This window comes from Limnohabitans sp. Bal53, assembly GCF_003063355.1.
Taxonomy (GTDB): Bacteria; Pseudomonadota; Gammaproteobacteria; order Burkholderiales; family Burkholderiaceae_C; genus Limnohabitans_A.
Window position 1 is genome coordinate 1 of record NZ_NESH01000003.1, and the last position, 20,713, is coordinate 20,713.

Annotated in this window: 31 protein-coding genes and 1 pseudogene; 22 read left to right on the top strand and 10 right to left on the bottom strand. The window is 58.5% G+C overall.

The annotated features are described in order from the left end of the window. From B9Z50_RS09465 to B9Z50_RS09525, 13 genes and pseudogenes are all read left to right on the top strand, one after another. Window positions 1-127: pseudogene (locus tag B9Z50_RS09465) on the top strand (elongation factor Tu); the annotation flags it as partial. A 75-nt stretch (window positions 128-202) separates the two neighbouring features. Continuing rightward, window positions 203-517, top strand: coding sequence for a 30S ribosomal protein S10 (gene rpsJ, locus B9Z50_RS09470; RefSeq protein WP_019426908.1), 315 nt, complete (start codon window positions 203-205; stop codon window positions 515-517). A gap of 181 nt (window positions 518-698) precedes the next feature. Then, window positions 699-1,364, top strand: a complete 666-nt coding sequence (gene rplC, locus B9Z50_RS09475) for a 50S ribosomal protein L3 (RefSeq protein WP_062406804.1) — start codon at window positions 699-701, stop codon at window positions 1,362-1,364. Then, window positions 1,364-1,984, top strand: a complete 621-nt coding sequence (rplD, locus tag B9Z50_RS09480; RefSeq protein WP_019426906.1) for a 50S ribosomal protein L4 — start codon at window positions 1,364-1,366, stop codon at window positions 1,982-1,984. Before rplC ends, rplD begins: the two co-directional genes overlap by 1 nt. Further along, complete coding sequence (rplW, locus tag B9Z50_RS09485; RefSeq protein WP_089952296.1) at window positions 1,981-2,295, top strand: 50S ribosomal protein L23; 315 nt, start codon at window positions 1,981-1,983, stop codon at window positions 2,293-2,295. The genes rplD and rplW overlap by 4 nt, the downstream gene beginning before the upstream one ends. A 2-nt stretch (window positions 2,296-2,297) precedes the next feature. Then, window positions 2,298-3,122, top strand: a complete 825-nt coding sequence (rplB, locus tag B9Z50_RS09490; protein ID WP_090044295.1) for a 50S ribosomal protein L2 — start codon at window positions 2,298-2,300, stop codon at window positions 3,120-3,122. Between the two features lie 10 nt (window positions 3,123-3,132). Next, window positions 3,133-3,411 (top strand): 30S ribosomal protein S19, encoded by a 279-nt coding sequence (gene rpsS / locus B9Z50_RS09495; protein WP_007847809.1) that lies wholly within the window; start codon window positions 3,133-3,135, stop codon window positions 3,409-3,411. Window positions 3,412-3,420: 9 nt separating this feature from the next. Continuing rightward, window positions 3,421-3,750, top strand: coding sequence for a 50S ribosomal protein L22 (gene rplV / locus B9Z50_RS09500; RefSeq protein ID WP_019426902.1), 330 nt, complete (start codon window positions 3,421-3,423; stop codon window positions 3,748-3,750). Window positions 3,751-3,764: 14 nt separating this feature from the next. Next, window positions 3,765-4,643: a 30S ribosomal protein S3 gene (rpsC, locus tag B9Z50_RS09505; protein WP_090142387.1), complete on the top strand. Its 879-nt coding sequence runs from the start codon at window positions 3,765-3,767 to the stop codon at window positions 4,641-4,643. A gap of 11 nt (window positions 4,644-4,654) precedes the next feature. Then, window positions 4,655-5,071: a 50S ribosomal protein L16 gene (gene rplP, locus B9Z50_RS09510; protein WP_019426900.1), complete on the top strand. Its 417-nt coding sequence runs from the start codon at window positions 4,655-4,657 to the stop codon at window positions 5,069-5,071. 17 nt (window positions 5,072-5,088) lie between these two features. Then, window positions 5,089-5,283: a 50S ribosomal protein L29 gene (rpmC, locus tag B9Z50_RS09515; RefSeq protein ID WP_108363754.1), complete on the top strand. Its 195-nt coding sequence runs from the start codon at window positions 5,089-5,091 to the stop codon at window positions 5,281-5,283. Between the two features lie 9 nt (window positions 5,284-5,292). After that, window positions 5,293-5,562 carry a 30S ribosomal protein S17 gene (rpsQ, locus tag B9Z50_RS09520; RefSeq protein ID WP_019426898.1) on the top strand — a complete coding sequence of 90 codons (270 nt, stop codon included), beginning with the start codon at window positions 5,293-5,295 and terminating at the stop codon, window positions 5,560-5,562. Window positions 5,563-5,665: 103 nt separating this feature from the next. Continuing rightward, window positions 5,666-6,172 (top strand): peroxiredoxin, encoded by a 507-nt coding sequence (locus B9Z50_RS09525; RefSeq protein ID WP_108364342.1) that lies wholly within the window; start codon window positions 5,666-5,668, stop codon window positions 6,170-6,172. Between the two features lie 81 nt (window positions 6,173-6,253). Here the strand turns inward: B9Z50_RS09525 and B9Z50_RS09530 are convergent, their stop codons facing one another. Next, the gene (locus B9Z50_RS09530) at window positions 6,254-6,730 is read right to left on the bottom strand and encodes a GNAT family N-acetyltransferase (RefSeq protein WP_370463076.1); all 477 of its coding nucleotides are present in this window, start codon (window positions 6,728-6,730) and stop codon (window positions 6,254-6,256) included. Window positions 6,731-6,796: 66 nt separating this feature from the next. Further along, on the bottom strand, window positions 6,797-7,459 hold the full coding sequence (locus B9Z50_RS09535) for a cytochrome b/b6 domain-containing protein (protein WP_108364346.1): 663 nt from the start codon (window positions 7,457-7,459) through the stop codon (window positions 6,797-6,799). Window positions 7,460-7,551: 92 nt separating this feature from the next. Between B9Z50_RS09535 and B9Z50_RS09540 the strand changes: the two genes are divergently transcribed. Further along, complete coding sequence (locus B9Z50_RS09540; protein ID WP_108363756.1) at window positions 7,552-8,004, top strand: cytochrome c; 453 nt, start codon at window positions 7,552-7,554, stop codon at window positions 8,002-8,004. Between the two features lie 81 nt (window positions 8,005-8,085). Here B9Z50_RS09540 and B9Z50_RS09545 read toward each other — a convergent pair whose 3' ends face one another. Further along, a complete protein-coding gene (locus B9Z50_RS09545) occupies window positions 8,086-8,562 on the bottom strand; it encodes a TlpA disulfide reductase family protein (RefSeq protein ID WP_108363758.1) in 477 nt (158 codons plus the stop codon). A 75-nt stretch (window positions 8,563-8,637) separates the two neighbouring features. On the opposite strand from B9Z50_RS09545, the gene B9Z50_RS09550 reads away from it, so the two are divergent. Continuing rightward, on the top strand, window positions 8,638-9,300 hold the full coding sequence (locus B9Z50_RS09550) for a DUF4197 domain-containing protein (RefSeq protein WP_108363760.1): 663 nt from the start codon (window positions 8,638-8,640) through the stop codon (window positions 9,298-9,300). A gap of 32 nt (window positions 9,301-9,332) precedes the next feature. Here B9Z50_RS09550 and B9Z50_RS09555 read toward each other — a convergent pair whose 3' ends face one another. Together B9Z50_RS09555 and B9Z50_RS09560 are read right to left on the bottom strand one after the other, a co-directional pair. Then, window positions 9,333-10,061, bottom strand: coding sequence for an alpha/beta fold hydrolase (locus B9Z50_RS09555; protein ID WP_108363762.1), 729 nt, complete (start codon window positions 10,059-10,061; stop codon window positions 9,333-9,335). Then, window positions 10,061-11,305 (bottom strand): CaiB/BaiF CoA-transferase family protein, encoded by a 1,245-nt coding sequence (locus tag B9Z50_RS09560; protein ID WP_108363764.1) that lies wholly within the window; start codon window positions 11,303-11,305, stop codon window positions 10,061-10,063. The genes B9Z50_RS09555 and B9Z50_RS09560 overlap by 1 nt, the downstream gene beginning before the upstream one ends. 53 nt (window positions 11,306-11,358) lie before the next feature. Between B9Z50_RS09560 and B9Z50_RS09565 the strand changes: the two genes are divergently transcribed. The 5 genes from B9Z50_RS09565 to ptsP are packed head-to-tail and all read left to right on the top strand — an operon-like array spanning window position 11,359 to window position 15,627. Next, on the top strand, window positions 11,359-11,907 hold the full coding sequence (locus tag B9Z50_RS09565; RefSeq protein WP_108363766.1) for a hypothetical protein: 549 nt from the start codon (window positions 11,359-11,361) through the stop codon (window positions 11,905-11,907). Next, window positions 11,904-13,181, top strand: a complete 1,278-nt coding sequence (locus tag B9Z50_RS09570) for an MFS transporter (RefSeq protein WP_108363768.1) — start codon at window positions 11,904-11,906, stop codon at window positions 13,179-13,181. The genes B9Z50_RS09565 and B9Z50_RS09570 overlap by 4 nt, the downstream gene beginning before the upstream one ends. 12 nt (window positions 13,182-13,193) lie before the next feature. Continuing rightward, entirely contained in the window at window positions 13,194-13,637 is a 444-nt protein-coding gene (locus B9Z50_RS09575) for a PTS sugar transporter subunit IIA (protein WP_108364348.1), read from the top strand. Beyond that, a complete protein-coding gene (locus tag B9Z50_RS09580) occupies window positions 13,606-13,875 on the top strand; it encodes an HPr family phosphocarrier protein (RefSeq protein ID WP_108363770.1) in 270 nt (89 codons plus the stop codon). The genes B9Z50_RS09575 and B9Z50_RS09580 overlap by 32 nt, the downstream gene beginning before the upstream one ends. 3 nt (window positions 13,876-13,878) lie before the next feature. Continuing rightward, on the top strand, window positions 13,879-15,627 hold the full coding sequence (gene ptsP, locus B9Z50_RS09585) for a phosphoenolpyruvate--protein phosphotransferase (RefSeq protein ID WP_108363772.1): 1,749 nt from the start codon (window positions 13,879-13,881) through the stop codon (window positions 15,625-15,627). 42 nt (window positions 15,628-15,669) lie between these two features. On the opposite strand, the gene yghU is transcribed toward ptsP, so the two are convergent. From yghU to B9Z50_RS09610, 5 genes are read right to left on the bottom strand one after another with little or no spacing between them, the layout of a single operon-like run. After that, window positions 15,670-16,554, bottom strand: a complete 885-nt coding sequence (gene yghU / locus B9Z50_RS09590; protein ID WP_108363774.1) for a glutathione-dependent disulfide-bond oxidoreductase — start codon at window positions 16,552-16,554, stop codon at window positions 15,670-15,672. 37 nt (window positions 16,555-16,591) lie between these two features. Continuing rightward, complete coding sequence (gene lipA / locus B9Z50_RS09595) at window positions 16,592-17,602, bottom strand: lipoyl synthase (RefSeq protein WP_108363776.1); 1,011 nt, start codon at window positions 17,600-17,602, stop codon at window positions 16,592-16,594. 44 nt (window positions 17,603-17,646) lie between these two features. Further along, entirely contained in the window at window positions 17,647-18,309 is a 663-nt protein-coding gene (gene lipB / locus B9Z50_RS09600; protein ID WP_108363778.1) for a lipoyl(octanoyl) transferase LipB, read from the bottom strand. A 2-nt stretch (window positions 18,310-18,311) separates the two neighbouring features. Continuing rightward, entirely contained in the window at window positions 18,312-18,611 is a 300-nt protein-coding gene (locus B9Z50_RS09605) for a DUF493 family protein (RefSeq protein ID WP_108363780.1), read from the bottom strand. A gap of 25 nt (window positions 18,612-18,636) precedes the next feature. Next, window positions 18,637-19,083: a CopD family protein gene (locus B9Z50_RS09610; protein WP_108363782.1), complete on the bottom strand. Its 447-nt coding sequence runs from the start codon at window positions 19,081-19,083 to the stop codon at window positions 18,637-18,639. Window positions 19,084-19,276: 193 nt separating this feature from the next. Here B9Z50_RS09610 and B9Z50_RS09615 point away from each other — a divergent pair, with 193 nt between their 5' ends. Continuing rightward, window positions 19,277-19,807: an ATP synthase subunit I gene (locus B9Z50_RS09615; protein ID WP_108363784.1), complete on the top strand. Its 531-nt coding sequence runs from the start codon at window positions 19,277-19,279 to the stop codon at window positions 19,805-19,807. A 15-nt stretch (window positions 19,808-19,822) separates the two neighbouring features. Further along, the gene (gene atpB / locus B9Z50_RS09620; RefSeq protein WP_108363786.1) at window positions 19,823-20,701 is read left to right on the top strand and encodes a F0F1 ATP synthase subunit A; all 879 of its coding nucleotides are present in this window, start codon (window positions 19,823-19,825) and stop codon (window positions 20,699-20,701) included. Window positions 20,702-20,713: the final 12 nt, after the last annotated feature.

Genomic DNA, 20,713 nt, shown 5'->3' on the forward strand with positions numbered 1-20,713 from the left:
TGGTGACAACGTGTCGATCACTGTGAAGTTGATCAACCCCATTGCGATGGAAGAAGGCTTGCGCTTTGCCATCCGCGAAGGTGGCCGCACCGTTGGCGCGGGCGTCGTTGCCAAGATCATTGCTTAATTCTTTTGTGGCGCAGCAGCGCATTGGCCTGGCCAATGCGTAACTGCAAGCAGAAACTCACCACAAGGAATTGACATGTCATCCAAGCAAAAAATCCGCATCCGCCTGAAGGCGTTTGACTACAAACTGATCGACCAGTCCGCTGCCGAGATCGTTGACACCGCCAAGCGCACCGGCGCGATTGTCAAGGGCCCCGTGCCTTTGCCAACACGCATGAAGCGTTTTGACATCCTGCGCTCACCGCACGTCAACAAGACCAGCCGTGACCAGTTGGAAATCCGTACGCACCAGCGTTTGATGGACATCGTGGACCCCACAGACAAGACTGTGGACGCCCTGATGAAACTCGATCTGCCCGCTGGCGTGGACGTCGAAATCAAGCTGCAGTAATGCGGTTTGGGGTGGTCGCTAGGCCATCCAAAACTTGAAACAAGGCCCGATTTGCCAGAAATGGCAAGTCGGGCTATAATTTCAGGCTCACCTCTTTTGGGGTGAGATTTATTAACAGTCTTTCACACACCAAACGGGGCTGCCAATTGAAGTGGCCTCGGTGAAAGTTTTGGAGAAAACAATGAGTCTGAGCAACTCCCTCGGGTTGCTGGGTCGCAAGGTGGGCATGATGCGTCTGTTCACTGATGATGGGGATTCAGTTCCTGTCACAGTGTTGGATGTGTCTAACAACCGTGTATCCCAGGTCAAAACCCAAGAGAACGATGGCTATGTCGCTTTGCAAGTGACATTTGGTGCCCGCAAGGCATCGCGCGTGACCAAGCCCATCGCTGGTCACCTGGCCAAAGCCGGTGTGGAAGCCGGTGAAATCATTCAAGAATTCCGCGTGACCGCTGACACGGCCGCCCAGTACGCCGCTGGCGCCACTGTGCCCGTGGCTGCTGTGTTTGCTGTGGGCCAGAAAGTGGACGTGCAAGGCACTTCCATCGGTAAAGGCTTCACCGGCACGATCAAGCGTCACAACTTCAAGTCGCAGCGCGCATCGCACGGTAACAGCCGTTCGCACAACGTGCCTGGTTCGATTTCGATGGCGCAAGATCCCGGCCGCGTGTTCCCTGGCAAGAAAATGTCGGGCCACCTCGGTGACGTGACTTGCACTACGCAGAACCTCGCCGTGATCCGCGTTGACGAAGCCCGTGGTCTGTTGATGATCAAGGGTGCCATTCCCGGTTCCAAAGGTGGTTTCGTGACAGTGCGTCCCGCCGTTAAAGTTAAAGGAGCGAACTGATGCAGCTCGAACTCCTGAACGACCAAGGTCAAGCCGCTTCCAAAGTGGACGCGCCCGAGACTGTGTTCGGTCGTGAATACAACGAAGCCCTGATTCACCAGATCGTGGTGGCTTATCAGGCCAATGCCCGTCAAGGCACCCGCGCTCAAAAGGACCGTGAACAAGTTCACCACTCCACTAAGAAGCCTTTTAAACAAAAAGGCACTGGTCGCGCTCGTGCTGGCATGACTTCCTCGCCTTTGTGGCGTGGCGGTGGTCGGATTTTCCCGAACATGCCCGACGAAAACTTCACCCAGAAGATCAACAAGAAGATGTACCGCGCGGGTATGGCTTCGATCTTCTCCCAGTTGGCCCGCGAAGGCCGTCTGGCTGTGGTGGATTCCTTCAAAGTTGAGACACCCAAAACCAAGCAGCTCGCTGCCAAGTTCAAGGCCATGAGTCTCGACAACGTGCTGGTGATCGCCGACGAAGTCGACGAAAACCTGTACTTGGCATCGCGCAACCTGATCAACATCCTGATTGTTGAGCCGCGTTACGCTGATCCCGTGTCTTTGGTGAACTTCAAGAAAGTCCTCGTGACCAAAGGTGCCATGGACAAACTCAAGGAGATGTTTGCATGAGCGCCGTGAAGTTTGACGAAGGTCGTCTGATGTCCGTGCTGGTTGCGCCCATCGTGTCCGAAAAGGCCACCATGGTTGCTGAAAAGTCCAACACCGTGACATTCAAAGTGCTGCAGGACGCTACCAAGCCTGAAATCAAAGCCGCTGTGCAATTGATGTTCAAGGTTGAGGTCAAAGGCGTGTCTGTGGTGAATACCAAGGGCAAGACCAAGCGTTTTGGCAAGACCATTGGCCGTCGCGACAACGTTCGCAAGGCTTATGTCACGCTGCAACCAGGTCAAGAGCTGAACCTGTCTGGGGAGGCTGCGTAATCATGGCTGTCATCAAGATCAAACCGACATCCCCAGGCCGTCGTGGCGTGGTGAAGGTCACCCGTGACCACCTGCACAAAGGTGAAGGCTACGCTCCGTTGCTGGAACCCCAGCACCAGAAGTCGGGCCGTAACAACAACGGTCACATCACAACGCGCCACAAAGGCGGTGGTCACAAGCACCACTACCGCGTGGTCGATTTCAAGCGCAACAAAGACGCGATCCCGGCGAAAGTCGAGCGCATCGAGTACGACCCAAACCGTACTGCGCACATTGCTTTGCTGTGCTACGCCGATGGCGAGCGCCGTTACATCATTGCCCCTCGTGGCATTGAGACCGGTGCAACCCTGATGTCGGGCCCAGAAGCGCCGATCCGCGCTGGCAACACTTTGCCAATCCGCAACATCCCCGTGGGTTCGACCATCCATTGCATCGAGCTCAAGCCCGGTGCTGGTGCACAGATCGCCCGCTCGGCTGGTGCTTCGGCCACATTGTTGGCTCGCGAAGGCATCTACGCTCAAGTGCGTATGCGCTCCGGTGAAGTTCGCAAGATCCACATCGAGTGCCGTGCAACCATTGGTGAAGTCGCCAACGAAGAGCACAGCCTGCGCCAATTGGGCAAGGCCGGTGTCAAGCGTTGGATGGGTATCCGCCCAACCGTTCGTGGCGTGGCCATGAACCCAGTGGATCACCCGCACGGTGGTGGCGAAGGCCGTACCGGCGAAGGCCGTCATGCAGTAGACCCGTGGGGCAACCTCACCAAGGGCTACCGTACCCGTAACAACAAGCGCACACAGGTCATGATCGTGTCGCGTCGCAAGAAGTAAGGGTTAGACAATGACACGCTCTCTCAAAAAGGGTCCATTCGTTGACCACCACTTGTTGGCCAAGGTTGAAAAAGCCGTTGCCACCAAAGACAAAAAGCCCGTCAAGACATGGTCGCGTCGCTCCATGGTTTTGCCCGATTTCATCGGTCTGACCATCGCCGTTCACAACGGCAAGCAACACGTTCCTGTTTATGTGACCGACCAAATGGTTGGCCACAAATTGGGCGAATTCGCATTGACCCGGACATTCAAGGGTCACCCTGCGGACAAAAAAGTCCAGAAGAAATAAGGAAAGACCATGGAAACACGTGCAGTCCTCCGGGGCGTCCGTTTGTCGGTCGATAAAGGCCGCCTGGTCGCCGATTTGATTCGCGGTAAAAAAGTGGATCAAGCTCTGAACATTTTGACTTTCACGCAGAAAAAAGCTGCGGGCATCGTCAAGAAGGTTCTCGAGTCCGCCATCGCCAACGCTGAACACAACGACGGCGCCGACATCGACGAATTGAAGGTGAAAACCATCTACGTCGAACAAGGCACCACGCTCAAGCGTTTCACCGCCCGCGCCAAAGGCCGTGGCAACCGCATCAGCAAACCCACATGCCATGTGTATGTGACGGTCGGCAACTAAGCCAGGGAAGAAACATGGGACAAAAAATCCATCCTACCGGCTTCCGTTTGGCCGTCAGCCGTAACTGGTCCAGCCGTTGGTACGCCAGCAACAAAGACTTCGCCGGCATGCTGGCCGAAGACATCAAGGTGCGTGAGTACCTCAAGGCCAAGCTCAAGAACGCTGCGGTTTCCCGCGTGCTGATCGAGCGTCCAGCCAAGAGCGCCCGCATCACCATCTTCTCGGCTCGTCCAGGTGTGGTGATCGGCAAAAAAGGCGAAGACATCGAGTTGCTCAAGAAAGAACTCGCTGCGCGTCTGGGCGTGCCTGTTGCGGTCAACATCGAAGAAGTGCGCAAGCCTGAAATCGATGCCCAACTGATCGCTGACAGCATCACCCAACAGCTCGAAAAGCGGATCATGTTCCGCCGCGCCATGAAACGCGCCATGCAAAACGCCATGCGTCTGGGTGCCCAAGGCATCAAGATCATGTCGGCTGGCCGTCTGAACGGCATCGAAATTGCGCGTACTGAGTGGTACCGCGAAGGCCGTGTGCCATTGCACACCCTGCGCGCTGACATCGACTACGCCACTTCGGAAGCCAAGACCACCTACGGCGTCATCGGCGTCAAGGTATGGGTCTACAAGGGCGACACTTTGGGTCGCAACGATGCGCCAGCTTTGGCTGAGCCTCGTGCCGAAGAAGAGCGCCGTCCGCGTGGTCCACGTCGTGATGCCCGTCCTGGTGAGCGCCCCGCAGGCGATCGCCGTGGCGGTCCACGTCGCCCCGCTGGCACCAACACAGCACCCACCGACGGCAGCGACAAGCCTGCCGGCGCGGGTGGTGATGCCAAACCCGCCGTTAAGCGCGTACGCACAGTCGCCGCGCCAGCTGCAGCAGCTGACGGTCAATAAGGAGTAACAACATGCTGCAACCTGCTCGCAGAAAGTTCCGCAAGGAACAGAAGGGCCGCAACACCGGCGTCGCTACCCGTGGCAACACGGTGGCGTTCGGTGACTTCGGTCTGAAGTCCACTGATCGCGGCCGTCTGACGGCCCGCCAGATCGAAGCCGCACGTCGTGCGATTTCCCGTCACGTCAAACGTGGTGGTCGTATCTGGATTCGTGTGTTCCCTGACAAGCCGATTTCCACCAAGCCTGCTGAAGTGCGTATGGGTAACGGTAAAGGTAACCCCGAGTACTACGTGGCTGAGATCCAACCCGGTAAGGTGCTCTACGAAATCGTAGGCGTGCCAGAAGAGTTGGCCCGTGAAGCCTTCAAATTGGCCGCTGCCAAGTTGCCTCTGCGTACCACTTTTGTGGCCCGCATGATTGGCCAATAATTCAGGAGAAATAAGAAATGAATGCTGCTGAATTGCGCCAAAAAGACGTTGCTGGTGTGAAAGACGAAATCAAAGCGCTGCAAAAAGCCCACTTTGGCCTTCGTATGCAAAAAGCCACACAACAACTCGGCAACACCGGTACGCTGAGCGAAACTCGCCGTGCCATCGCCCGTGCCAAAACCATTCTTGCCCAAAAGCAAGCCGCCAAGTAAGGAGTGACCATGACGGAAGCTAAAACATCCCTCAAGCGCACCTTGATTGGCAAGGTGGTCAGCGACAAGCGCGCCAAGACCGTGACCGTGCTGGTTGAGCGTCGTGTGAAACACGCCCTCTACGGCAAGATCGTGGCCAAGTCGAGCAAGTACCACGCGCACGACGAAACAGGTGAGTTCCACCTGGGCGACACCATCGAAATCACGGAAAGCCGTCCGATTTCGAAGACCAAAAACTGGGTTGCTACGCGCCTGGTTCAGAAAGCTGCTGCCGTTTAAGCCCTTCAGGCCAACTGCTGCAAACTTTTTGAAAACGACCCACAATGGTGGGTCGTTTTTTTTTACCCAGGCCATTTCGCCACATCACAACAAGGAGCACAACATGATCAAAGTCGGAGATACATTACCCGCAGCCACACTGATGGAATACGTCGAAGTGGAAGGCAACGGTTGCAGCATTGGCCCCAATCCCGTCGATGTGGCCAAGGCCACAGCCGGCAAGACCATCGCCCTGTTTGCTTTGCCAGGTGCTTTCACGCCCACCTGCTCGGTCAAACACGTACCAGGCTATGTGGAAAACCATGATGCCTTGAAGGCCGCTGGCGTGGATGAGATCTGGTGCGTGAGCGTGAACGACGCTTTCGTGATGGGTGCATGGGCACGCGAACAAAAGACGGGCACCAAAGTGCGCATGTTGGGAGATGGCAGTGGCGACTTCAGCAAAGCTACAGGCTTGACGCTGGACCTGACAGCACGTGGCATGGGTGTGCGCAGTAACCGTTATTCCATGCTCGTCAAAGACGGCAAGGTGGCTACTTTGAACGTGGAAGGCCCTGGTAAATTTGAAGTCAGCGATGCAGGAACACTGCTGGCGCAAGCCAAGGCTTGAGCCTTGTCAAGCCGATCAAAAAGGGACCTTGGGTCCTTTTTTTATGGATGCACGTTGACTGGATGCCTCACGACAGATCGATTAGATAATGTCTACTTTGAGGTAATGAGCGCCAGCGTGAGGGTTGTGGTAATAGGGTGGAATCTCGAAAAAGCCTAAATCCTCGTACAAGGCGCGAGCGGCTTCCATGTCGTCTAAGGTGTCGAGCAAAACACAGTGATAGGCCGCAGCGCGTGCTGCATCCAGGATCGCTTCGGTCAGCAGGCGGCCCAATCCCAATCCCCGATAGGCTGGGCGCACATACAGGCGTTTCATCTCGGCGGCATTGGCGTAATCGCTGGCATCGAAGGGTCGCAAGGCGCAGCACCCTGCCACTTCGCCGTCGACCCAGGCCAGAAGCAAGGCGCCACGGGGGTCGGTGTACTCACCGGGTAGGGCATCCAGCTCCTGCTCAAAATCCTGAAAACACAAATCCACATTCAGACTGGCCGCGTATTCCATGAAGATGGAGCGCGTAGCCAGCAGGTCGGCGGTGTGAGCGGGGCTGCGCAGCACAATGACAGGTGAATCAGGTGATGAATTCAAGGGGGTCTTCCTCCGCAGATACACAGTGTATAGGCAAGATCAAGTACCCCATAACAGCAGGCCATAAACGGACAAGGCCGACAGGCCCAAGATCAACAAGGCGACAAGACGATGAGGCCAATGGTCGCGAGAGGCAGGCACGGGTTGCGGCAGTGTTTTGTCACCGTGCAGCATGGCGGGCACCAAGGGTGGGTGCTTTTTAAAGCGATGCCAAAGCAGAGCCAGGAGGTGCAAGACCACCAAGGCCAAAATGATCAGCTTGCCCCAATGTTTGTGCCAAGCCGAGGCCCATGACACCCAGCTACCAGAGACCAGTGCAGTCAAAGGCCCGGAATTGGCGATCTCGTCATCACTGATCAAACCAGTAGAGACTTGAAACAAAACAAAAAACAGCATGGCAAGAATGGACCAAGAGCCCAGCGGGTTGTGCCCGGCTTCAGTCCGTTCGTTGGCGCGTGTTTGCAAATAGGCCAAGGCATGTCGTGGGTGCAAGGACAAACTGGACCAGCGTGACCAGTGCCCACCTACAAACCCCCAAGCCAGCCTGAAAAGCACCAAAGTCAATACGGCATAGCCCAAGCGGAAATGCCAAACCATGGCATTGCCCCCGACATTGCCCGTGATGAACAAACCAACCACACAAGCGGCCAAAGCCCAATGAAAAAAGCGGGTGGGCAGATCCCAAATGCGAACGGTGAACATGAACACTTTCAAAGCTGCGGGAATCAGAAAACTATGAGAAACTGAATGAAGGATAAATCCTTTTAACCCGTAAACCATGATGTGAGTCAAACATGAAATACACAACGAGCTGCGCAAGTGCTTTGTTACTGCTGGCGATGGGCTTGCCCGCACAAGCGCAATTTGCCAAACCGGAAGATGCCATCAAATACCGAAAGGCCAGTTTCACGGTGATGGCAGCACATTTCGGCCGAATCGGTGCCATGGCCAATGGACGAGTACCCTACGACGCCAAGGCCGCAGCCGAAAACGCCGACGTGGTGGCCACCCTGTCCAAGCTGCCTTGGGCTGCTTTTGGTGAAGGCACAGACAAGGGTGACACCCGCGCGAAGCCCGAGATCTGGAAAGAAGCTGGCAAGTACAAAGAAGCGGCTGACAAAATGCAAGCCGAGATCGTGAAGCTCAACACCGCAGCCAAAGCGGGCAACATCGATGCTTTGAAAGCCGCTTTTGGCCCAGCCGCCGCCTCGTGCAAAGCCTGCCACGACAACTTCCGCAAGGATTAAAAGCAGCGCAGTCAAGCCGCTGGATTTCCAAAAAACAACCGGGTCAGCGCGGCCCGGTTGCAGGTGTGAGGGACAAGTGAATCAGGATTCTGCCAACAGCTTGTCGATCAACTGGTGCAATTCGACAAAATTAGGCGTCCCGACAAACCGTTTCACAACTTCGCCACGTTTGTTCACCAAAAAGGTGGTGGGTGTGAGTTTGACATCGCCCCAAGCGCGCGCTACGCCCCCAGTGTTGTCAATCGCCACTTTGAAGGGCAATTGACGTGACTGGGCAAAATTGACCACATAGCTGGGTGGGTCGTAGCTCATGGCCACGGCCACGGTTTCATAGCCCCGGTCCTTGAACTTGTTGTAAGTGGAGACCAGCTCGGGCATTTCGGCCACGCACGAAGTGCAACTGGTGGCCCAAAAATTAACCAAAGATACTTTTCCTTGCAATTGCTGAGTGCTGACGGTGCTGCCGTCGAGTAAAACAAAGGAAGATTCGGGCGCACGCTCACCCGCGCAGCCCCACAGGGCCAGCAGCAAGCCGAGCGCGCAAGCACCCTTCAACATACGACGGCCCACAGGCTGCACATTCCAGGGAGTATTCAGATGGTTCTTCATCGCAGAAAGTTTAATACGTTCGCCATGTCCTCGGGTATTTTGGCCATTGTCCCCGCGCATGGCTTCAGTTTGAGGGACTTGAGTGATGGGGATGCCTCACAAGGCTTGAAACTGGCCTTGGAAAAAGGCACCAGAGCCGCAATCGGTTTACTCGGTGTGGAGGACGGTTTCATGGGCAACGACAAAGTGCGCATTGGCTTGCCGAAGGCCTTGAACAAGGGCGCGAGAATGCTCAAAACGCTGGGCATGGGCCAGCAACTCGATGCTTTGACCTTGCAAATGAACCGCGCCGCAGAACAAGCTGTGCCATTGGCCCAAAAGGCCTTGATGCAGTCAATACAGGCCATGTCGGTGAAAGATGCCAAGACCATTTTGAGGGGTGGCGATACTGCGGTCACACAGTTCTTTGTGGACAAGACACGTGCGCCCTTGAGTGCGCAATTTCTGCCCCAGGTCAAACAGGTTCTGGGGCAATTGGGCGTGGTGGAGCAGTTCAATGCAGTGGCGGGCAAGTTGTCCGGCATGGGTCTGGTGCCCAAAGACAAGGCATTGTTGGAAAACCACGTCACCGATAAAGCCCTCGATGGGCTTTATTTCATGATCGGCGAAGAGGAAAAGAAGATCCGCCAAAACCCGGCTGAGGCCGGCAGTGCCTTGCTCAGCAAGGTGTTTGGCGCTTTGCGTTGAATGTGCCGCGCAGGGGCAAAACGTAAAAGGCTTTAGAGCAAAGACAACAAGTGTTGGACCAAGCCATCCGGGTCACTGACCATGGGGTCATGACCGGTGTGCATCTCCAGCACTTGTGAGCCTGGCAGCCAAGCGCCATCCCAAAACTTGGGGTCTGCCATGCGCAATCGGCTGACGTCGATGGTGCCCAATGGCGGTGTGGTGCAGTTGATGAATGTGCGCGGTACACGGGCCACGCGTTGGGGATCAAAGTCGAGGACTTGGGTGTAGGGGCCGCCTGGGTGCGGGGTTTGGCGTCTTTGGACCCAGGCGTGGTCAGCATCACTCAGGCCAAAAACCGACGGGTCAGGCGCAGGAAAGGCGTGCAAGGGATGGGCTTGCGCCGCAGCGATTCGGGCGTTTCGGGTGACGCTGGCGTGGGTGCTGCTCCAGCTTTCTCCGGGTTTGGGGAGCACCGCATCCAAATAAACCAGGTGGCGCAGCCTTTCGGGCCTGCGGTCGGCCACGGCGGTGCCCAGCATGCCGGCATACGAGTGCACCACCAGTACCACGTCATCCATCTCTTCGGCGTCCATGGCGGCCATCACGTCGGTGATGTGCGTTTCAAGATCAATACCCGGCTGCAACAGGTGCGAGCGCTCACCCACGCCTGTCAGGGTGACGGCATGGACGCGGTGACCCGCACCGATGAGGCCCGGCACCACACGCTGCCAACACCAGGCCCCATGCCAAGCGCCATGCACCAGCAAAAAGTTAGCCATCAGATGACCCCTTTGCCGCGAAGATGGCCGAGTTGTTCAGCATTCAAGCCCAGCACTTCGCCCAAGACTTCGGCGGTGTGCTGGCCCAGCATGGGAGGCGGCAAGTCCTGACGCACTGGGGTGCGGCTCATTTTGATCGGACTGGCCACCAGTTTCAGGTCGGGTTTGATCGGATGCTGCCAATCCTGCACCATGCCACGGGCCTGAATTTGCGGGTCCACAAAGACTTCGCTCAGGGTGTTGATGGCCCCGCAGGGCACCTTGGCCGCTTCGAGGGCCGCCAACCAGTCGGCTTTGGTGCGGGTTTTGAGGATGCCCTCCAGCAAGGGCACCAAAGTGTCGCGGTGGCGAACACGTTGGGTGTTTTGCGCGTAGCGCGGGTCTTGCGCCAGTTCGGGGCAGCCGGCGACGGTACAAAACTTGACAAACTGACCGTCGTTGCCCACGGCCAAAATCAAGTGGTCGCGGCTGCCAGGGGCAGCGCCCGGTGGGGCCATGACCTCGAACACCTGGTAGGGCACGATGTTTTGGTGCGCGTTGCCAGCGCGGCCCGGCGTTTTGCCGCTGACCAGGTAATTGGAGCCCAAATTGGCCAGCATCGCGACTTGCGTGTCCAGCAAGGCCATGTCGACCTGCTGGCCTTCACCCGTGCGCTCGGCGTGGCGCAGGGCCGCCAAAATCGCCACGGTGGCGTACATGCCGGTGAACAGGTCGGCCACCGCCACGCCCACTTTTTGGGGGCCGCCACCCAAGTCGTCGCGCTCACCGGTCACGCTCATCAGGCCGCCGATGCCTTGCACGGCATAGTCGTAACCCGCTCGCTCACGGTAAGGGCCGGTTTGGCCAAAGCCGGTCACGCTGCAATAGACCAGCTTGGGGTTCAGGGCGATCAGGCTGGCGTAGTCCAAGCCGTAACGGGCCATGTCGCCGACCTTGAAGTTCTCCACAAACACATCGCAGTGGCGAACCAGTTCGCGGATCAATGCTTGGCCCTCGGGCTGGGCGATGTCGCACGTCACCGATCGCTTGTTGCGGTTGGCGCCCAGATAGTAAGCGGCCTCAGCGCTGTCTTGGCCTTGGGCGTCTTTCAAAAAGGGTGGCCCCCAGGTGCGGGTGTCGTCGCCTGTGCCAGGGCGTTCGATCTTGATGACATCGGCCCCCAGATCGGCCAAGGTCTGGGTACACCAGGGGCCCGCCAGAACGCGGGAGAGGTCGAGAACGCGGATGCCGTCGAGTGAATTCATGGAGCACATTGTCGCCAAAACCCAATGCGTCCGCTGATCAGGATAATCACCCCATGCGAATCCATTCTTCGGCCTTGGTGGCCTGTCTTTTCGGGGCCCTGACTTTGAGCGCTTGCAGCCCTGCCCAAAACTGGCGCGATGTCGCTTTTGAGGGCACTGCCCTCAAAGCGCAATTGCCCTGCAAACCCGACCGCACCACCCGCAGCGTGCCCATGGGGGGCGTACCTGTGGACTTGCAAGTGGTCGGATGCGAAAGCGGCTCGGCCATCGTGGCGGTGATGAGTGCGGCCTTGCCTGCCGGCTCTGATGCCAGCGCGGTCATGGCCGCTTGGCAAAAGGCCACCTTGGACAATGCCCGTGTGGCTCAGCCCTTGGCGGCCGGGCAGCAGCAGGCTTGGCCGCGACCGGGCCAGTTGCCCTTGGCGACGGCTGTGCGGGTGCAAGCCCCGGGCCTGCGGGCCAGCGGCGAGCCGGTGAACATGGACGCCGTGTGGGGTGCTGTGGCCGAAGGTGAGCGGGTGCGGCTGGTCCATGCCGTGGTCTACGACGACAAAATCACGGCGCAATTGGCCAGCACGTTGTTTGAAAGCATCCGACCATGAGCTCCACCTTGAGCGGCAACACCTTGGCGCATCCTGACCACTTGCCGCGCCGCATGGCGGTGGTGGTGTTTTTGGCTTTTGCGCTGGCCTATTTCTTCTCGGCCCTGGTGCGGGCCATCACCGCCACCTTGTCGCCCACCCTGACCACCGAATTCAGCTTGAGTGCGCAAGACCTCGGCCTGCTGGCAGGGGGGTACTTTTTAGGCTTTTCGCTGACGCAGCTGCCTTTGGGGCGCTGGTTGGACCAGCACGGTCCGAAAAAAGTCATCCTGGCTTTTTTGAGTTTTGCGGTGCTCGGTTGTCTGGCCTTTGCTTGGGCCGACAGTTTTCATGGCCTGCTGGCCGCACGCGTGTTGTGCGGCATGGGCGTGAGCGCTTGCCTCATGGCGCCGCTGACGGGTTACCGCCGCTGGTTTGATGCCAGCACCCAACTGCGAACCAACTCCTGGATGCTGATGACCGGCTCTTTGGGCATGCTGGCGGCCACCTTGCCGGTGCAATGGCTCATGCCCATCTGGGGCTGGCGCGCCCTGTTTGTGATGTTGGGCGTGATGATCGCCATCGCGATGCTCTTGATTGCTCTGTTGGTGCCGGTGTGGAAAACAGCCACGCAGACGGCCGCTGCGGCGCAGACGCCGCCCGACGACGACGGCAGTTACCGCGAGATCTGGCGCAGCGCTTATTTTTGGCGCATGATGCCGATCGGCTTTTTCAGCTACGGCGGCATGGTGGCCATCCAGACTTTGTGGGCGGGGCCCTGGATGACGCAGGTGGCGGGCTGGACGGCGGCGGAGGCTGCATCCGGCCTGTTCCTCATCAACTTGGCCATGTTGGTCACCTTTTGGGTGTGGGGCCTGATCACGCCGGGTCTGGCACGCCGGGGCATTCCGGTCGAGCGGCTGATTGCCTGGGGCTTGCCCTTGAGTTTCGGGGTCATCGGGGCGCTGGTCTGGATGGGGCCAAGCGTGGGGGCTGGTGCTGCCGTGGGCGTTGCGCTGTTGTGTGTGACCAGCACCTTTGTGGCGCTGGCCCAACCCGCTGTGGGCATGGCTTTCCCCTCGCATTTGGCCGGTCGTGCCTTGTCGGCCTACAACTTGGTGATTTTTGCGGGCATTTTTGTGGTGCAGTGGGGCATCGGCCTGTTGGTCGATGCCGGGCGTGGCTTGGGGCTTGCCAACACGCAGGCATACCAAGTGGCATTGGCCTGTTTTGGACTGAGTTCGGTCGCATCGTGGGCCTATTTTTTGCTCAAAAAACCAGTCCAGAGTCGATAATCGGATCCCACCATGATCGGCATCCTCATCATCGCCCACGCACCGCTTGCCACGGCCTTGCGCGAGTGCGCCCTGCACGTCTTTCCCGATTGCGCTAATGGCGTGCTGGCGCTGGACGTGTTGCCCCATGACGCGCCTGAAGACAGTCTGGCTCAGGCCCGAGCCGCCATGGCCGCACTGAACACGAGCGATGTACTGCTGCTCAGTGACGTGTTTGGCGCCACGCCCTGCAACGTGGCCCAGCAGCTCGGTGATGGACTGCACACGCGCTTAGTGGCCGGGGCCAACTTGCCCATGCTGCTGCGCAGCGTGTGCTATCGCCACGAAAGCCTGGAAGCCTTGGCCGCACGCGCCCATGCAGGCGGCACCCAGGGCGTGATGCCCGTGGGCAGTACCGCCCCCCAAAATCAAACCGGACAGAGACATGCCCCAAGCCACCGTGACCATCAGCAATAAATTGGGCCTGCACGCCCGCGCTTCGGCCAAATTGACCAAGTTGGCAGGCAGCTTTCCGTGCGAAGTTTGGATGAGCAAAGGTGAACGCCGGATCAATGCCAAAAGCATCATGGGTGTGATGATGTTGGCGGCCGGACTGGGCAGCGAGGTGATGGTCGAGACCTTGGGCGAACGCGAGGCAGAGGCCTTGACGGCCCTATTGGTGCTGATCAACGACAAGTTTGGCGAAGGCGAATAAGCCATGACCTTCAGCATCCATGGCTTGGCGGTTGCGCGTGGCATCGCCATCGGGCGTGCCGTTCTGGTGGCCTCCAGCCGCGTCGATGTCGCGCACTACTTCGTCAAGCCCGACCAAGTCACCAGCGAGATTCAACGCTTGCGCGTGGCCCGCGAAGCGGTGGTCGACGAGCTGCAGCGCCTGCAAAAAGACATGCCCAAGGACGCCCCCCACGAGTTGGCGGCTTTGCTGGATGTGCACCTGATGCTGCTGCAAGACGAGGAACTGACCTCAGGGGTGGTGCACTGGATCAAGACACGCCTGTACAACGCCGAGTGGGCGTTGACCAGTCAACTCGACATCATCGTGCGCCAGTTCGAGGAAATGGAAGACCCTTACTTGCGCGAACGCAAGGCCGACATGGAGCAAGTGGGCGAGCGGGTGCTGCACTGCCTCAAGGGCACCGGAACCTTGGTGGCGCAAGCCAAGCGGCCCCAAAGACCTCAACAAGAGTTGCAATTGGGCGATACCGATGTGCCCTTGGTGCTGGTGGCGCATGACCTGTCGCCCGCCGACATGCTGCAGTTCAAACAAAGCGTGTTCACCGGCTTTGTGACCGATGTCGGCGGCAAGACCTCGCACACAGCCATCGTGGCGCGCAGCCTCGACATTCCTGCGGTGGTGGGTGCGCGCACTGCCAGCCAGCTGGTCAAACAAGACGATTGGGTCATCATCGATGGTGATGCGGGCGTGGTCATCGTGGACCCTTCGCCCATCATCCTGGCCGATTACGGGTTCAAACAGCGTCAGGGCGACCTGGAGCGCGAGCGCCTGGCGCGTTTGCGCCACACCCCGTCTGTCACGCTCGACGGTCAAAAAATCGAGCTGCTGGCCAATATTGAAATGCCCGAAGACACCGCAGCAGCCCTCACCGCTGGTGCGGTCGGCGTGGGTTTGTTCCGCAGTGAATTCCTGTTCATGGGCCGCCAAGGCCATTTGCCTGACGAAGAAGAGCAGTACCAGGCCTACCGCCGTGCGGTGGATGGCATGAACGGTTTGCCCGTGACCATCCGTACGGTGGATGTGGGGGCCGACAAGCCGCTCGATGAAACCCGTCACGAAGCTTCACACCTGAACCCAGCCCTGGGTTTGCGTGCCATCCGCTGGTGCTTGGCCGATCCGGCCATGTTCCTCACGCAGCTGCGCGCCATCTTGCGCGCTGCTGCCCATGGGCAGGTGAATTTGCTGATTCCCATGCTGGCCCACGGCAGCGAAATACGCCAAACATTGGCCTTGGTCGATCAGGCCCGACAGGAGTTGGATCGGCGCGGACAGGTTCACGGCCCGGTCCGGTTGGGCGCGATGATCGAAATCCCGGCGGCCGCTTTGTCTTTGCGCCTGTTCCTCAAGCACTTTGACTTCTTGTCCATTGGCACCAACGACCTGATCCAGTACACCTTGGCGATTGACCGGGCCGATGAGTCGGTCGCCCATCTTTACGACCCGCTGCACCCGGCCGTGCTGCGCCTGATCGCCGACACCATTGCCGAGTGCCAGCGCCAGGGCAAGAGTGTGTCGGTGTGCGGCGAAATGGCAGGCGATGTGGCCATGACCCGTTTGCTGCTGGGCTTGGGCCTGCGCAGCTTTTCCATGCACCCCTCGCAAATTCTGGCGGTCAAGCAACAGGTGCTGCGCTCGGACAGCAGCAAACTTGCCCCTTGGGCTGCACAGGTGCTGGACAGCGAAGAACCGGCCGCTTGCCTGAACCCTTAAGTCGGCTGCGGGACACCGGGCAGGGCCTGCCCGGTGGCGGTTTCACTGGGCTTTGATTTTGTCTTGCGTGCGGGTGTCGAAATCGCTCGGGTCATGGCGTTCGTGCAGCTGAGACTCGGGCGCACCCATCACTCGGTTGACCATGCGCCCTCGTTTCACAGCAGGGCGTTGTGCCAGCTCTTCTGCCCAGCGCTGAACATGGGCGTATTCCTGAACCTGCAAGAATTCGCCGGCTTCATACAGGAGACCTTTGGCCAAGGCGCCATACCAAGGCCAGATGGCGATGTCGGCGATCGTGTAGTCGTCGCCTGAGATGAACCGGTTCTCGGACAAGCGGCGGTCCAGCACATCCATCTCGCGCTTGACCTCCATGGCAAAACGGTCAATGGCGTATTCGATCTTGAATGGGGCGTAGGCATAAAAATGTCCGAAACCACCGCCCAAATAAGGGGCGCTGCCCATTTGCCAAAACAGCCATGACAAGCACTCGGCACGTTTTGCTGGATCGGTGGGGACCAAAGCGCCAAATTTTTCGGCCAGGTACAGCAAGATGGCGCCTGACTCGAACACCCGCACGGGCTGTTCGCCACTGCAATCGAGCAGTGCTGGAATCTTGGAGTTGGGGTTCACGCCCACAAAGCCGCTGCTGAATTGTTGACCCTCGTGGATGCGGATCAACCAGGCATCGTATTCGGCGCCCGCATGTCCCAGGGCCAACAATTCTTCGAGCATGACGGTGACCTTGACGCCGTTGGGCGTGCCCAGCGAATACAGCTGCAAGGGGTGTTTGCCGCGCGGCAAGTCTTGTTCGTGTGTGGCCCCCGAGATGGGGCGATTGATGTTGGCAAATTGTCCGCCATTGGCCTTGTTCCAAGTCCAGACTTTGGGGGGCGTGTAGACGGTGGTGTCAGCGGTGTTGTCGGTCATGGGGGGCCTTGGATGAAGTCGGGTGGGCGAGGGCGGGTCAGGATTTTTCTGCCAAGCTCAGATTTGCCGAATGCGCTTGCTGGTCGGCGTGGTAGCTGGATCTGACCATCGCGCCCACTGCAGCGTGGCTGAATCCCATTTCGTAGGCCTTGGCCTCGAACATTTTGAAGGTGTCGGGGTGCACGTAGCGACGCACCGGCAGGTGGCTGTTGCTGGGGGCGAGGTACTGCCCAATGGTCAGCATCTCGATGTTGTGCGCACGCATGTCGCGCATGACTTCGAGGATTTCTTCGTCGGTCTCGCCTAAGCCGACCATCAGGCCGCTCTTGGTTGGGACATTCGGGAACAGTGCCTTGAATTTTTTCAGCAGGTTCAGCGAGAACTGGTAATCGGAGCCGGGGCGGGCTTCTTTGTACAAGCGCGGCACGGTTTCCATGTTGTGGTTCATCACATCGGGCGGCGCGGCCTTCAGGATCTCGAGGGCGCGGTCGTCGCGGCCGCGGAAGTCGGGCACCAGCACTTCGATTTGGGTGGTGGGCGAGAGCTCACGGGTTTTGCGGATGCATTCCACAAAGTGTCCAGCGCCGCCGTCGCGCAGGTCATCGCGGTCCACACTGGTAATCACCACGTATTGCAGTTTGAGCTGCGAAATGGTCATGGCCAGGTTGTCGGGTTCGTTCACATCCAGGGGGTCGGGGCGGCCGTGGCCTACATCGCAAAACGGGCAGCGCCGTGTGCATTTGTCGCCCATGATCATGAAGGTGGCCGTGCCCTTACCAAAGCATTCGCCGATGTTGGGGCAACTGGCCTCTTCGCAGACGGTCACCAGTTTGTTGGCGCGCAGCACGTCTTTGATTTCGTAAAAACGGGTGGTGGGCGAGCCCGCTTTGACGCGGATCCAATCGGGCTTTTTCAGCACCTCGGCCTGCTCCACCTTGACCGGGATGCGCGAGAGTTTGGCTGCGGCCTTTTGTTTGGCCATGGGGTCGTAGTTTTCAACGCTTTGCGCTTCGCGCACCACGGAGCGTTCGGTGGGGGTGTTGCTCATCGGATTCTTTCGGTCGCCGTTCGGCGGCAGGTCAAAGGGGCGTTTCACAGTCGGGCGGCGAGTTGGCCTGCCAGCACTCGGGCAGCATCTTCCCAGGTGGTTTCAACACCGATTGTAAAAAGGTCCACGGTTTTTAAGCCGGCATAACCACAGGGGTTGATACGCTCAAAGGGTTGAAGGTCCATGGCCACGTTCAGGGCCGCGCCGTGGTAGGTGCAGTGGCGGCTGACTTTGATGCCCAAAGCGCTGATTTTTCCCAGCCCCTTGAACGGGTCGCCCGCCGGGGCCGGGCCTACCAGGGCCGCGTGGCTGAAAGGGTCGTCCAGTCGCACATAAATACCCGGGGCACCCGTGACGCGGTGGCCCGTCACGCCGAAGTGCGCCAGGGTGCGGATGACCGATTCTTCCAGCTTGAAGACGTATTCCTTGACGTAGTACCCGGCCCGTTGCAGGTTGACCAGAGGGTAAGCCATGACTTGGCCGGGGCCGTGGAAAGTGACTTGCCCGCCCCGGTTGGTTTGAACCACCGGAATGTCGCCGGGCATCAACAGGTGCGAGGCCTGGCCCGCCAGCCCTTGGGTGAACACGGGCGGGTGCTCGCACAGCCAAAGTTCATTGGGCGTGTCCGGGGTGCGGTTGGCCGTGAAGGCCTGCATGGCTTCGTAGGTCGGCCAGTAGTCCACTTGCCCAAGAAGCCGGATGTCCATGCTCAAAGCACGATTTTGACCATGGGGTGCGAGGTCAAGGCACGGTAAAGGTCGTCAAGTTGTTCGCGGCTGGTGGCCGTGATGTTGAGCGTCACGCCCAGGTAGTTGCCGCCTTTGCTGGGGCGCAACTCGATCGTGGCGGGGTCAAATCCGGGGTCGAACTGCAGGGCCACTTGGCACAGGGCTTCGGCAAAGCCGTCGACCATGGCACCCATGACCTTGATCGGAAAGACCGAGGGGTACTCGATCAGGGTGTCTTTGCGCGGGTCGATGTCTGCGGGGGGTGTGATGGAAGCGCTCATAAAAAAGTCCCTTGGGCCCGCTAGCTTAACGCCAGACGATGACCGCCAAAACCGCCAGCCAGCCCAAGGCAAAATTGGTCAGCACCAGAGGGTGAATTTGCCCCAAAGCCTTGCCGGCTGCAGGCCAATCCGAAGCTGCCACGGCAGCTTTCAAGCGGCGAAAGGGCGCAAACCAGATGTGGGCAAAAATCAGGCACATCAACAGACCCAGGGCGGACATGGCGTGCCAACCTGTCGGGGCGAGCTTCATGTCGGCCATCGACAGCATCCAGAAACCGGTGGCCAGAATCAGGGCGATCGAGATCCAGACCATGGTGAAAAACCGTGTCAGGACAGCGCACATCAAGCTCAGGCGCTCGGGTGGTGCCATCTGGGCAATGACCACCGGGCGCAGCGCCAGAATGACCAGGGCCATCCCGCCCAGCCAGACAATGCCCGCTGCCAAGTGGAAAAATTTGAACCATTCGTACATGTTGAGGCCAATAAAAAAGGGTGAAACAGGGGTGTTCCCGATGGGGCGAAGGCCGATTGTCGCTGCTGCACATGGCCGCACCGACAGTGGGCCTATTGAGGTGTGCTCAAAAAAAGTCAGGACGCACGGGTTTCTACGTATAATCGTAGGCTTTGCAGGATTTGCCGTGTTCGTAACCCCGGTGTAATTTGAGATGACCAAAATCGCCTCAACCCCTAAAACGGGTGTTCAACCAGGTTTGCATCCAGATACGCCAGATGCTGCAGATGAAGGTCTCGAACCCGAATTCAAGCCCCTGAGCGCACAAGAGGCGCAGATCTGGCGACGACACAACCCTCAGGCTTCGCCTTGGCGTGTGTTGTTCTTGCAGGTGGGGGTGGGTGCTTTGATGGCGCTCTTGACGGGGCTGTTCACGGGTAAGTGGGCACTCGCCGCGTCGTTGGCTTGGGGTTCGGTGGCTGTGGTGGTTCCTGCTGTGGTGTTTGTGCGGGCCTTGAGCCGGCAAATGCGGCGCACCCAGCCAGGCTCAGCTTTGATGGGCCTGATGGTGTGGGAGTTGGTCAAGATTGTCTTGACCGTGGCGTTGCTTTTGGCAGCGCCCAAAGTGATTTCTGATTTGAGCTGGCTTGCCTTGGTGGCCGGTTTCGTGGTGACGATGAAGGTGTACTGGCTGGCCATGGCGCTGGGCTGGATGCAACGCAAATCTAAACCGACCCTTTTTTGAACTGATTGGTGATTTATGGCTGCTGAAAACGCTGGCGCACACGCCCCAACGGCTGGAGAGTACATCCAGCATCACTTGCAACACCTGCAAATGAACTTCTCATTTGAAGGCGTCAAGCAGACGAGCATCGTGGACTTCAGTTTGTTCAACCTTGACTCGGTGGTTTATTCCATCCTGATGGGTGTGATCGGCTGCTGGTTTTTGTGGGCAGGTGCCCGCAAAGCCACTTCGGGTGTGCCCGGACGCTTTCAAGCTGCTGTCGAAATCTTGTCTGAAATGGTTGAAAACCAGGCCAAGGGCGTGATCCACAACGCCAAAAGCCGCAAACTCATTTCTCCCTTGGCGTTGACGGTGTTCGTCTGGATTTTCCTGATGAACTTCATGGACATGATCCCTGTGGACTTGATTCCACAAATCTGGCATTCGGCCGGTCCTGCTTTGGGCTTCAAGGATTACATGCGTGTGGTGGCCACCGCTGACCTGTCCACCACTTTGGGCCTGTCGTCTTCAGTGCTGCTCATCTGCCTCTTTTACAACATCAAAATCAAGGGCTTGGGCGGCTGGGCTCATGAACTGATCGCTGCACCTTTCGGTAACCACTGGGCCCTGTGGCCAGTGAACTTCCTGATGCAGATGATTGAATATCTGGCCAAGACGGTCTCGCACGGCATGCGACTGTTTGGCAACATGTTTGCGGGTGAGTTGGTGTTCATGTTGATTGCCCTCATGGGTGGCGGCTGGGCATTGTCAGCAACCGGTGTGGGCTTGGCCATTGGTCATGTCATCGCTGGTACCGTGTGGACACTGTTCCACATCATGGTCATCACCTTGCAAGCCTTCATCTTTATGATGTTGACGCTGATCTACACAGGTCAAGCGCACGACGCACATTGATGACTCTTTTTC